This window comes from Lonsdalea populi, assembly GCF_015999465.1.
In the GTDB taxonomy this organism is placed as follows: domain Bacteria; phylum Pseudomonadota; class Gammaproteobacteria; order Enterobacterales; family Enterobacteriaceae; genus Lonsdalea; species Lonsdalea populi.
This window is the reverse complement of record NZ_CP065534.1, coordinates 3,319,821-3,331,848: the sequence shown is the minus strand read 5'-3', so window position 1 is coordinate 3,331,848 and position 12,028 is coordinate 3,319,821. Positions and strand designations below refer to the sequence as shown.

At 54.9% G+C, this 12,028-nt stretch carries 12 protein-coding genes; 7 read left to right on the top strand and 5 right to left on the bottom strand.

Annotation, left to right across the window (positions count from 1 at the left end):
- Positions 1-151: 151 nt before the first annotated feature.
- Positions 152-439, top strand: a complete 288-nt coding sequence (locus I6N93_RS14730) for a hypothetical protein (RefSeq protein WP_085689661.1) — start codon at positions 152-154, stop codon at positions 437-439.
- Here the strand turns inward: I6N93_RS14730 and I6N93_RS14725 are convergent.
- Genes I6N93_RS14725 through I6N93_RS14705 form a run of 5 tightly spaced genes read right to left on the bottom strand, consistent with a single transcriptional unit; the run spans position 436 to position 4,865 of the window.
- A complete protein-coding gene (locus I6N93_RS14725) occupies positions 436-1,155 on the bottom strand; it encodes an ABC transporter ATP-binding protein (RefSeq protein WP_085689659.1) in 720 nt (239 codons plus the stop codon). The two genes, I6N93_RS14730 and I6N93_RS14725, sit on opposite strands and share 4 nt — an antisense overlap.
- Complete coding sequence (locus I6N93_RS14720; protein ID WP_085689658.1) at positions 1,152-1,934, bottom strand: ABC transporter ATP-binding protein; 783 nt, start codon at positions 1,932-1,934, stop codon at positions 1,152-1,154. Before I6N93_RS14720 ends, I6N93_RS14725 begins: the two co-directional genes overlap by 4 nt.
- Positions 1,931-2,821, bottom strand: a complete 891-nt coding sequence (locus I6N93_RS14715; RefSeq protein ID WP_085689656.1) for a branched-chain amino acid ABC transporter permease — start codon at positions 2,819-2,821, stop codon at positions 1,931-1,933. Before I6N93_RS14715 ends, I6N93_RS14720 begins: the two co-directional genes overlap by 4 nt.
- A complete protein-coding gene (locus tag I6N93_RS14710; RefSeq protein ID WP_085689654.1) occupies positions 2,814-3,707 on the bottom strand; it encodes a branched-chain amino acid ABC transporter permease in 894 nt (297 codons plus the stop codon). The genes I6N93_RS14715 and I6N93_RS14710 overlap by 8 nt, the downstream gene beginning before the upstream one ends.
- 45 nt (positions 3,708-3,752) lie before the next feature.
- Positions 3,753-4,865: an ABC transporter substrate-binding protein gene (locus I6N93_RS14705; RefSeq protein ID WP_085689652.1), complete on the bottom strand. Its 1,113-nt coding sequence runs from the start codon at positions 4,863-4,865 to the stop codon at positions 3,753-3,755.
- Between the two features lie 680 nt (positions 4,866-5,545).
- Between I6N93_RS14705 and I6N93_RS14700 the strand changes: the two genes are divergently transcribed.
- The 6 genes from I6N93_RS14700 (at position 5,546) to I6N93_RS17490 (ending at position 11,985) form a co-directional block, all read left to right on the top strand.
- Positions 5,546-6,256, top strand: a complete 711-nt coding sequence (locus I6N93_RS14700; RefSeq protein ID WP_232100075.1) for a GntR family transcriptional regulator — start codon at positions 5,546-5,548, stop codon at positions 6,254-6,256.
- 386 nt (positions 6,257-6,642) lie between these two features.
- On the top strand, positions 6,643-7,443 hold the full coding sequence (locus I6N93_RS14695) for a pyrroline-5-carboxylate reductase family protein (RefSeq protein WP_085689648.1): 801 nt from the start codon (positions 6,643-6,645) through the stop codon (positions 7,441-7,443).
- Positions 7,444-7,668: 225 nt separating this feature from the next.
- Positions 7,669-8,232, top strand: coding sequence for an alkyl hydroperoxide reductase subunit C (ahpC, locus tag I6N93_RS14690; RefSeq protein WP_085689646.1), 564 nt, complete (start codon positions 7,669-7,671; stop codon positions 8,230-8,232).
- Positions 8,233-8,309: 77 nt separating this feature from the next.
- The gene (ahpF, locus tag I6N93_RS14685) at positions 8,310-9,875 is read left to right on the top strand and encodes an alkyl hydroperoxide reductase subunit F (protein WP_085689644.1); all 1,566 of its coding nucleotides are present in this window, start codon (positions 8,310-8,312) and stop codon (positions 9,873-9,875) included.
- Between the two features lie 1,123 nt (positions 9,876-10,998).
- Complete coding sequence (locus I6N93_RS14680) at positions 10,999-11,742, top strand: alpha/beta fold hydrolase (protein WP_331253708.1); 744 nt, start codon at positions 10,999-11,001, stop codon at positions 11,740-11,742.
- The gene (locus tag I6N93_RS17490; protein WP_368073463.1) at positions 11,743-11,985 is read left to right on the top strand and encodes a glycosyltransferase; all 243 of its coding nucleotides are present in this window, start codon (positions 11,743-11,745) and stop codon (positions 11,983-11,985) included.
- Positions 11,986-12,028 lie beyond the last annotated feature (43 nt).

Below are 12,028 nucleotides of genomic sequence, written 5' to 3'. Positions count from 1 at the left end.
GCAACTTGTATGCCAATCGTTACTACGCTGATTTTGAATATAAAAAGGAAAGGCACGATGCGTCGGCACACTGCTTTGATGACGAATGGTGCAGCCAACGCACCATCGGAGTGACAGGTATAAGAAAGAGTGATGAAGGTGATGACGAGAAATGACTGCGTCGGCCGGATTGCCCGCACAGCGGCGGCGTGGCTTACGGCGTAACGGTGGGACGCTGGAGAGACGCCGCCGCGCGGCGGCGGCGGCAAAACGAAAAAAATGCACGGCCGGGCTTTGTCCGCCTTCCCGCGAAGAGGGACACGAAGCCCTCTTCCATGCGCTTTCCAGCGGGGCATTCTGCGTCAAGCCGCAGGACAACGCTGCGCGGCATGCCGGGCGCGCGTCAGGTCGCCAGCCGGTTGAGTCCCGGCGCTCCGGCTTTCGCGTTCGTTCGGGTTAGGCCGCCCGGCCGCCGAGATACAGCTCGCGCATGCGCGGGTCGTTCAGCAGCGCGCTCGCTTTGCCGGTCAGCGCGACTTTTCCCAGCGCCAGAACATAGGCTCGGTCGGAGATGTGCAGGGCTTCCATCGCGTTTTGCTCCACCATCAATATCGCTACGTTCTCCTCCCGGCGAATGGCTTGTATGGCGTCGAAGACATCCGCCAGCATCTTGGGCGACAGCCCGGCGGAAGGCTCGTCGAGCAACAGCGTCGTGGGGCGGGGCATCAGAGCGCGGGTCAGCGCCAGAATCTGCCGTTCTCCGCCGGAAAGCGCCGACGCCGTGGCGCGCCATTTTTTGCGCAGCAGCGGATAGCGTTCGCACAGGGCTTCCATCCGTTCCCGGCGCAGTTTATCCGGCAGAAACTGACCGCCGGTTTGCAAATTTTCTTTGATAGTCAGGTTGTTGAATACGTTGTCCGTCTGGGGGACAACGCCGAGTGAGCACTCACGAACTTTACGGTGAATCGGGATTTTGCTCACGTCGCGCTCGTCCAGCAGGATCTGCCCGCGACGTGGCGTCAGGTAGCCCGCAATGCATTTAAGCAGGGTCGACTTGCCGCAGCCGTTGGGGCCAAGCAGCGTGACGATCTCCGCGTCGTCCACCTCCAGAGAGATGCCCTGCAGAATGTCGATGCCGGGGGTGTAGCCGGCCACCACGTCGTGCAACGTCATCATACGGCCTCCTGTTGTTGCGTTTGCGCGCTGCGGCCCAGATAGGCGTCCAGCACCTGCTGATTGCTCGCCAGCTCGTCCGGACGACAGCTGGCGACGATGTGGCCGCGATCTAATACGATGCATCGCCGGCACAGCTCGCGAATGAAGTGCATATCGTGTTCGATAATCACCAGCGACAGCCCCTCGCGGTTAAGGCGCAGCAGGGTTTCGACAATGTCCCGCCGCAGGTTGGGGTGAACGCCGGCCATCGGTTCGTCCAGCATCAGAATCTTCGGGTCGCCCATCAGCGCGCAGGCGATGCCCAGCAGTTTTTTCTGGCCGCCGGAGAGCGCGGCGGCGGGCAGGTCCCGCACCGGCGTCAGGAGCAGCGCGTCAATCAACCCCTGCGCCTTGCGTTTATCCTCCTCTTCGGCGCGACGCGCGCCCGGCAGCGACAGCAGGCTACTCCAGAAACCGTGATGTCGCGTGCCTGCCGCCATCACCACTTCCATCACCGTCATCTTTTGCGGCATGGCCGGCAGTTGGAAGGTGCGCGCCACGCCGGATTGGATGATGCGGTGGGTCGGCAGCTTATCAATCCGCTGTCCGGCCACGCGAATCGCGCCGCCGTCGATCGGGGTGAATCCCGAAATCGCATTCAGCAGCGTGCTTTTTCCCGACCCGTTCGGCCCCAGCAGACCGAGGATCTCCCCCTGATGTAGGGTGACGCTCACGTCCTCCAGCACGCGGTTGCCGCCGAAGGCCTTGCTGACATTATCGATCTGCATCAGTGGCGTCATGACGGCATCTTCCTTAGTTTTTCCGGTAGCAGCCCGCCGGAACGCCAGAGCAGGCAGGCCAGCAGAATAACGCCGACCGTACCCAGACGCAGTGCGCCGGTGATATCGGAGCCGATATTGAGCAGGTCTTTGGCGAAGGGAATAAAAGTGTACAGGCATTCGACGACCAGAACGCCCAACAGCACGCCCGCGACATTGCCGATACCGCCGATCATCACCATGCTCCAGATCAAGAAGGTTTCGGAAGGCAGCAGATAATCGGGACTGACATAGCCGGTGTAATAGGCCATCAGGATCCCCGCGAACGTGGCGATCGCCGCGCTGCACATCAGCGTTCGGCACTTGAGCCATTGCAGGTGATAGCCCATGCAGGTCGCCAGCTGGGGCTGTTCGCGCATCAGGCGTAGCGCCCGGCCGAAGCGGCTTTTACCCAACCGATGGGAGATCAGCGCCGCCAGCGCGACGGCCAGCAGGATCACAACGGCGAAAACCATCCCGTCGCCCTGCGTGGAGCCGGTAGACCACAGCGGGGCGATATTGCCCAGCCCTTGTGCGCCGCCGGTCAGCTGGTCTTCGTTAATTGCGATCGTGCGAATGATCTCGGCGACGGCCAGCGTGGCAATCCCCCAGTAATCCGCCGCCAATTGACGGCCCAGAACCGACATGCCCGCGCCGATCAGCATGGAAAGTGCCATGCCGAACGCGCTGGCTTCGATAAAAGAGAGCCCCAGCCGGGCGCCGATGCCGGCGGAGTATGCGCCGATACCGACAAAGGCGATATGACCGAAGTTCAGCAGTCCGGCGTAGCCCGCCTGAATATTCAGTGCGAGCGCAATCAGGGCGTAGATGCCGGTGATGCTAATAAGGTGGAGCAGAAAATCAGACACGGCGCACCTCCCGGTTAAACAGGCCGTAAGGACGCAGCAGCAGCGCCAGCAACAAAATGACGAACGATGCCGCATTGATGTAGGTGACGGGAATGAACACCAGTTCGCTGCCGAACAGCCAGCCGAAGTCGAGGTTGGTGACCAGCGTTTCGGTGGCCGCGATCAGCAGCGCGCCGAACACGGCGCCCAGCGGATTACCTAATCCGCCGAGAATGGCGGCGGCCAGAACCGGCAGCAGCAGATCGCTGCCCTGATTGACGTAGGCGCTGGAATTGAGCGCCAGCATGGAGCCGCCGAGCCCTGCCAGCGTACCGGCGATGAAGTTGACGGTATGCACCAGCGCGTCGGCGTTCAGGCCCGATGCGGCGGCCAGATCGCGGTTGCTGGCCAGCGCCCGGATAGAGCGCCCGAGTGAGGTATAAAACAGCAGTGCGCTGAAGGCGGCCAGCAACACCATTGTGACGCCGAGCGTCCACAGCTGGTTACGGGAGACGAAGCTATCGGCCAGCGATAGCGTCGGACTGAGCGGCTGGTTGTAGCTAACGGGCGACGATCCGGCGATCCCCAGAATCAGGGCGATCAGGATCATCGACACGGCCAGCGATCCGATCATGGCGCTCGCTGGCCCGGAGTGCGCCAGGCGACGAAAGATCCCATGATGCAGCAACGTCGCCATCACGCCGGTCAGCACGCTGGCCAACACAATAGCCAGCAGGAACGGGCATCCGATCCTCAGCAGCGCGGCCGTCATGAACGATCCCACCATGGCATATTGCACGTGCGCCACATTGGCGAACCGCACCAGCCCGTAGACCAGACTGAGGCCGAGCGCGATGGGCGCAAGGTCTGCGGTGCGGAGCAGTGTATCGAGAATGAACTGAAGCATAGACTCTTCCTAAAAGGGAACCGGGGCGCGAACGCCAACCGTCGCTTAGCGTAGTTCCTGAATGCCGTTGACGACTTTGACCTTCATGTACGGCTGGGTCTGGCGCTGATTATCGGCGCCGAGATTGAGCGGACCCGTCACGCCGTCAAAATGCGGCGCGATGCTCTGCATAGCAGCCTGCAAGGCCGCCGGGTCGGCGTTGCCTGCTTTATTGATCGCGGCGGCGGCCAGCGTGATGCTGTCGTAGGCATAGCTGCTGTAGGCGGACTGCGGGGCGGTGCCGTAGCGCTGCTTGAACCGGTCGATGTAACCTTGCCCCCGATCGCCAGTACCGGCGACCTCCATGCCCACGCGGCCTTCGATGTATTCCGCCGGCGTATTGGCGGTGCTCATGGTCAGGTACATGCCGTACCACGGCGTTTTGCTCAGGCCCAGTTCATAGGATTCGCGATTTAATACCACCGCGTCCTGACCGTAGGTGGTGTAGACGTAGGCGTCAGGCTTGACGCGGGAGAGCTGGCTCAGCTCGCGGCGGTAGGTGGACTGGCCGCCGGTGTAGAGCATTTTGGCGACGACTTTGCCGCCCAGCGCCTGAAAGTCCTTGTTGAACTGATCCAACATGCTCTGGCCGTAGGCGCCGTTGGGGGCGACGAACGCTACCTTGCGGTAGCCCATCTCATAAACGTCTTTGGCGGAGAACTGCGTCGCCAGATCGGCAAGGCCGATCACGCTGTAAGAGTATTTGCCCACGCTGCGCATATCGGTGCTGGAAGAGGTGATGTTGATATGCACGCGCTGATTTTTCACCAGATATTGACCGACCGGGATGGTCACGCTGGATGAGAATTCTCCCGCGACCAGCGGGACGTTGTTGACCTGGGTCAGCTTGCGCACGGCGTCGAGTGCGATGACGGGGCTGCCCGCGGAATCTTCGATCATCACGGCCAGCTTCTGACCGTTGACGCCGCCGCGCGCATTGACCTCATCCACGGCTAATTCGATTCCCCGGCGCATATCTTCGCCGATGGTGGCGCTGACGCCGGTCAGCGGCAGGATGACGCCGACGGTCACATCCGCCTGTGCGGGCAGAATAGCGCCGAAGAGCGCGCCGCCAAGCAGCGCGGGAGCGAAGAGAGCCTTACGGAAATGCACGGTCATGTCTGTTTCTCCTGGTCGAAATCGTCAATGAGGCGGAGCGGTAGCTGACTTCATCCCTGGCGTTGTTATTCATATTTGAGGCGGCCACCGCCAGGGCGTAAAACCCCGCAATTCGGGGCTTTGCCAAGCAAATGAAAAAGTGAATGATGAAGTGAATACACTTTGCCAGAAACGGTGCAGCAATTGCTATGCCATCCCGGTCAAAAAACGTTCTTTAGCGGGGATGGTAGAGGTCATTCTTTTTTTCAATTAACTAATATTTATAGTGATAACAATGAGTCACGTTATAAATTCAAAGGTGGAAAATGCGACTTTTATTATTTATACGGAATACGAATAGATAATAAATAGATGGAATAAAACCGCTGTTCTGTACGAAATTGCTTCATATTGGTGCATTTTGATTCGCCGTTGTGCAAGGTTTTCATTGTTTCATCATTATCGCCTTATTTTCTGCTCCTCGTTATTAACAAGACTGGGATTGTATTTTCATTCTTGGTTTTATGTGTCGATAGATGTGTATGCACATCGTCGTTGTGTTATGAATTCAGGCGTGTTATCAATTTAATTAAGCGAATTGACGCTGGGCTTACCAGGGCGTTAGCTCCCGAATACGGTAAAGAATCATTTAAATTCTATAGTAACTTCGTGTCGGCTTTTTAAGAGGAAATAACGTGCCGGTGAGTTCGAAAACAGTGCGCAGCGCGGACAGCGTGGAAAAAGTGTATGAAGCGGTAAAAGCGCTGGCGATCGATTATCACTTTAAGCCGGGCGAAAGAATTAATGAGGTCGAGCTGGCTGCACGCCTGAGCGTGTCCCGCACGCCGGTCCGCGAGGCGTTGAATCGTCTGGCGCGGGATGGCTTCATGAACGTTGTGCCCAACCGCGGTTTTTACGCGCGCGACATTACGCCAGAAGGCGTACACGACCTTTATGAGATGCGCGCGATTGTTGAACAGGCCGCATTCCGCCTGGCTTGCCAGCGGGCCAGCGATGAAGAGATAGAACAAACGGCGGCGATTTGGGAGGCGAGTTGCCGGGCGCTTCCAGCCCCGGAAACCATCACGGATTGGACGAAAGTGGCTGAGGATGACGAGGCTTTTCATCTGTCCATAGCCCGTATTACGCGTAACGGCCGACTGTACGAAACGCTTGAAAGTTTGAACTCCCTGATCCGCTTTTTCCGCCGAATCGATCTGGAAACGCCCAGCCGTCGTAATAATGCGTATGATGAACATATCGGTATTATCGATGCATTGCGTCAGCGTGATATTGAACGCGGCGCGGCGTTAATGGAAAAACATGTTTCGCTCAGCGCCGATCACGCGATTGCAGTGACGAAAGAGGGACTGGCGCGTATTTATTTCGGAAGGTTAGATAATTTTAAATAATCTCTGCAAAGACCTCCTGAATTAAACGTGTTTGAAGATGGTGCGCAGAAGAAATAAAAAGATAAGCCATCTTGCGTTATTTCATTGCAGGATTATATCGGCAATGAAATAACGATTGAGAAAACCGCTCGCGTTTTTTTTCGTTATTCATGTCCCTGTTTCTGGAGGCCGGTTCTCTGTGTTATGGACGCTGTATGCGTAAAGTGGAGGCGCGCGTCGCTGAATAATCGACTGACCGCTGGAATGGACTACGTTCTGAACCATCAGACGACATTGGCGGATTTTCGTGTGCGATGCTTGCGGTCGGATGAGGGTAAAGTGGGCCGTCGCGGGTCACGCATCTATGAATCAAACCGGATCTGTTACGTCAATTTCAGGGGGAAATTATGAGTCAAATTCACTTTATTGGAGCAGGGCAAATGGCGGAAGCCATTATTCGGGCGGCGCTGAACAGCGGCAAGTTGGCGCGTGATGCGGTGACGCTAGAGGATATCGACGCCTCACGGATCGCCACGCTCACGGAGCGTTACCAGCTGACATCGGCCCTGGGCGGGGATGCCGCGCTGGCCGGAGCCGACTATATCGTCATGGGCGTTCGCCCGCAGGATGACATCGCGGCGGTTTCCGCCCGCATCCGTCAGCACGCGGCGCCCGAGGCGACGGTGGTGTCTATCATCGCTGGCGTCACGCTGGCGACTTTGACCGAACTGCTGGGCGAAACGCGCCCCATCGCGCGCGTGATCCCGAATACGCTGACGGATACCGGGTATGGCTACAGCGGCGCGGTGTTGAATTCGCGGGTCGAAGAGGCGCCGCTGTGCGAATTCCTCGAAAGTTTTGGCAAAGTAATGCTGCTGGAAGAGCGGCTGCTGGATATTTTTACCGGTTTCGGCGTTGCGGGTCCCAACTACGTCTACTATTTTATCGAATCTCTGGTCGATGCGGGCGTTTTGGCCGGGTTGCCGCGGCAACAGGCGACGCAGGTTGCCTATGAGAATTTGGTCGGCGCGGTCGCGATGCTCAGCATCAGCGGCAAGCATCCGCGCCAACTGCTGGACATCAACAACTCGCCGGCCGGCGTCGGCATGCATGGTCTGTATGAGTTAAACAACAGCGACTTCGCCGCCGGGCTGCAGCGCAGCGTTCTCGCAGCGGTTAAACGCACCACTGAACTGGCGAAATCATAAGCTACGCTCCGCGCCGTGGCGCGGAGATTTCCGATATAGACACCGCGCCGAAGCGGTTCTGTGCCGCTCTTCGGCGCGGTATCCAGCCTGCCGTACTTACTTCCCATCTCGACGTGTCGTTATCATGCAAGGTATCGCTGATTGATTCGATAACGACAACGCATTAGCCCGTCGTGGCGCACTTCTGTACCTTAGCCCCATACCAACACGCATGAGGATAAAGTGATGTCAGTAATTAACACCAAGGTTAAACCATTTAAAAATACGGCTTTCAAAAACGGTGAGTTCATCGAAGTTACTGAAAAAGACATTGAAGGTAAGTGGAGTGTGTTCTTCTTTTACCCGGCTGACTTTACGTTTGTCTGCCCGACCGAACTGGGCGACGTCGCTGATTACTACGACGAATTCCAGGAGCGTGGCGTAGAAATCTACTCCGTGTCTACCGATACCCACTTCACGCACAAAGCCTGGCACGGCAGCTCAGAAACCATCGCCAAGATCAAATACACCATGATCGGCGACCCGACCGGCCAGCTGACGCGTAACTTCGAAAACCTGCGCGAAGCCGAAGGCCTGGCGGATCGCGGCACCTTCATCGTTGACCCGCAGGGCATCATTCAGGCGGTTGAGATCACTGCTGAAGGCATCGGCCGTGACGCTTCCGACCTGCTGCGCAAGGTGAAAGCTGCTCAGTACGTCGCTTCTCACCCGGGCGAAGTGTGCCCTGCCAAATGGAAAGAAGGTGAAGCGACTCTGGCCCCGTCTCTGGACCTGGTCGGCAAAATCTAAGCCTGCTCCGCTAATAGTTTATTGATGTTTTTATCGGGTGCACAGCACCCGATTTTTTTCGCACTGAGGGATAATCAATGCTCGACAATACAATGAAAGTCCAGTTAAAAGCCTACCTGGAAAAATTAACCAAACCTGTTGAGTTAGTGGCGACGCTGGATGACTCGGCAAAATCTTCTGAAGTTAGAGAATTGCTGACTGAGGTCGCAGGATTATCTGAACAGGTCAGTTTCACTGAAAACAACGACCTGCCAGTGCGTAAACCCTCTTTCCTTATCACCAATCCGGGTTCTCAGCACGGTCCGCGTTTTGCCGGCGTGCCGATGGGTCACGAATTCACTTCGTTGGTGCTGGCGTTGCTGCAGGTCGGCGGACATCCGTCTAAAGAAGCCCAGGAATTGCTTGACCAGATTCGTGGACTGGATGGCGAGTTCAATTTCGAAACTTACTACTCGCTGTCATGCCACAACTGTCCCGACGTCGTTCAGGCGCTGAACCTGATGACCGTGCTGAACCCGAACATCACCCATAGCGCGATTGATGGCGGTGTGTTCCAGGATGAAATTGAGAGCCGCAATATCATGGGCGTGCCGACCGTGTTCCTGAACGGTGAACACTTCAGCCAAGGTCGTATGACCCTGAGCGAAATCGTCAACAAAATCGATACCGGTGCCAACGCTAAACAGATTGAACAGCTGAATCAGCGTTCGGTCTACGACGTACTGATCATCGGCAGCGGCCCTGCCGGGGCGGCGTCTGCGGTTTACTCTGCGCGTAAAGGGATCCGTACCGGTTTGATGGGCGAACGCTTCGGCGGCCAGATCCTGGACACCGTAGATATCGAAAACTACATCTCCGTGCCGAAAACCGAGGGCGCCAAGCTGGCGACCGCGCTGAAGAGCCACGTAGATGACTACGATGTGGACGTGATCGACGCGCAGACCGCTACGGCGCTGATCCCCGCCGCTGAACCGGGCATGCCGCATCAGATTGAAACCGCCTCCGGCGCGGTGCTGAAGTCCCGCACCATCATCATTTCAACCGGCGCACGGTGGAGAAACATGAATGTGCCGGGCGAAGATCAGTATCGTACCCGCGGGGTCACCTACTGCCCGCACTGCGACGGCCCGCTGTTTAAAGGCAAGCATGTTGCGGTCATCGGCGGCGGCAACTCCGGCGTCGAAGCGGCCATCGACTTGGCCGGCGTGGTGAAGCATGTGACTTTGCTGGAATTTGCGCCTGAACTGAAAGCGGACTCGGTATTGCAGAATAAAGTCCGCAGCCTGCCGAACGTCGATATCATCGTAAACGCGCAGACGACGGAAGTGAAAGGCGACGGCCAGAAAGTGACTGGACTGTCCTATAAAGATCGCGTCAGCGACACCGAACACGAGCTGGCGCTGGAAGGGATCTTCGTGCAGATCGGTCTGCTGCCGAACACCCAATGGTTGGAAGGGACGGTGGCGAGAAATCGCATCGGCGAAATCGAGATCGACGCGAAATGCGAAACCAGCGTGAAAGGCGTCTTCGCGGCGGGCGACTGCACCACGGTGCCGTACAAGCAGATCATCATTGCCACAGGCGAAGGGGCGAAAGCCTCGCTCAGCGCGTTTGATTACCTGATCAGAACGCAGTCCGCATAACGGCCTCTACGGCGCTTGGGCGCCGTGAAAAAACGCTCTTGTTGCGCATATACCTGTTACCTGTGTCTGTGTCTGAAAAACCGCTTGGCTTTTCCGAGCGGCTTTTTTTCATCTATGCCCAACGTGCTGTAAAACCTTAAATCGCATTTTTATGGGCGCTGACGGACGTCTGGCCGTTTTTCGCGGATTAATCACCCGATGGCCGTGTCATTGCTGTGAAATCTGGCTTTAATCGGCTCTCCCAAAGAGCGCGTCTCCTGGGGTTGTTTAGGCTTGCTGGTGAGAAAGAGAACGTCCAACCTCGCATTAAAACGCTTTAGAGTGTGTTTTAACGCCGTGATGATCCGGGAGAAATACGTCATAGTTTGTTTACGCATTCACCGTGAAATGCTGCACGAGGGGCGCCGGAAGAGAGAATAGCAAGCAGAGAATAGAGGATGAAGGCGAAGATTGCGGTGGGCAAAACATGCCCGGCAGGAACGGCATAGCATGTCCTGAATCGGTATCGGCGATAAATTCCGTCAATCGACGAATCTCTTTGTACAAGCGCTTTATGCGTCTGAATGCATCGCCCGCGACCGGTTTTTCATCGTGCCTGCGGGGAATAGGCCGCATTGCTCCTTTTTCTTCTATCAGCTTCCTACCGTTATAACTTAGTCGTTATTTTAAAAACAAATATGTCGAGTTTTGTCTTGAATATCTCCTCACTCTGATTTTTACAGTGTTATCAAGTGCTATTTTTTATTGCCAATCTCCCTCTGGTAAATAACGCCATCCCTAGCATTCTCTTTATTAAATATCACTCAAACATACTGCCACTATTTATTAGCTCCCTTGTTTTTTTATGTTAATTGTTTCTGTGGGATTTATTTAAATTGGACTCATTTTTGCATGGCTGTGTGTTTAATTATTTCCTCATGATTCGCGCAAAATTAAAAATAGTATTATGTTCTATAAATGCATAACTGTTGCATAATTTTCTAAAAAGAATAATTCCAGTGACATTTTTATACACAGCGAGGAAAAACTATGGCCTCTGAGAGTGAGGTGGTGATTTATAATGGTTATAAAATCCATATCGATATAAACATATGCAATCCTGAGCTGAAGACGGCTATTTTTTATAAATGGTGCTTTAGCGACATCGTCTTCATTTCTTAATTGGGTAAAACACCTAAAAGGAAAGGTAAATACGATTCTTTTCGATTTCCCTTTCGCAGGAAAATCCAAGCTGTTAAATGATTCACTGGATATCATTACGAAAGAACAGGAAGTGGATATCATCAATTCTCTGATAAGGCGTTATCGGCCGGAGATCATCATGTCCGTTTCCTGGGGGGGACTCGGGGCGCTAATGGCTGCCTCACGAAACAATGATATCCTGGAGATGGCTGTTATCTCGGCTTTCTCCATGACGATCAACGAAAAAATGGAGCGCTATATCCTCAAAGCCCGTGAATACGTTTATCGGGGAGATTTTGAAGCGGTGGCGAACCTGTTGAACAGAGAGGTCGGAAAATACCTGCCGAGATTACTCAAGAGAACCAATTTCAATCACGTGGCTAATTTGGATGAGCATGAATACAGGCAGGCTTGTTTTCACCTGGATCAAATCCTGATGCTAAAGAATTACCATTACGAAAAATTTATTAGCAAGATATCATTTCCAATCATATTTATTAATGGCGAAAAGGATGAATACACCACGTGTAAGGAAGTTAAAATCTTTGGTCATTATCTCGACGATGCTCGATTCTATACTTTGAAGGGGGATGGTCATTTTCTTGATCTGGAAAGTAAAGCCGCTTCATTAGGCATAAAATCGATATTCGATGAGGTTTTTATCAACCAACAGGAGTTCGTCTGAATTTGTTTTGGCGCCCTTCAATCGTCGGGTGATATATTTCCCTTTATTTTAATTGGCGAGCACATGGCCAGACGTGGCCACAAGGTATATTTGTGTACTAACCGTTCTTTCAAACGTCTGGCTGAGTCTCGCAGGCTGAATTTTATCAGCGTAGGCTCAACGCAGGAATATATCGTCGGGGGTATCCAGGAGCGCTGTGAGACCGAAAAACGCCCCTGGATACCCTGTGCTGCTACATGCTGAAACAGCAGGACGAGATGTATCAGCAGTTGCAAAGCGTTATCGA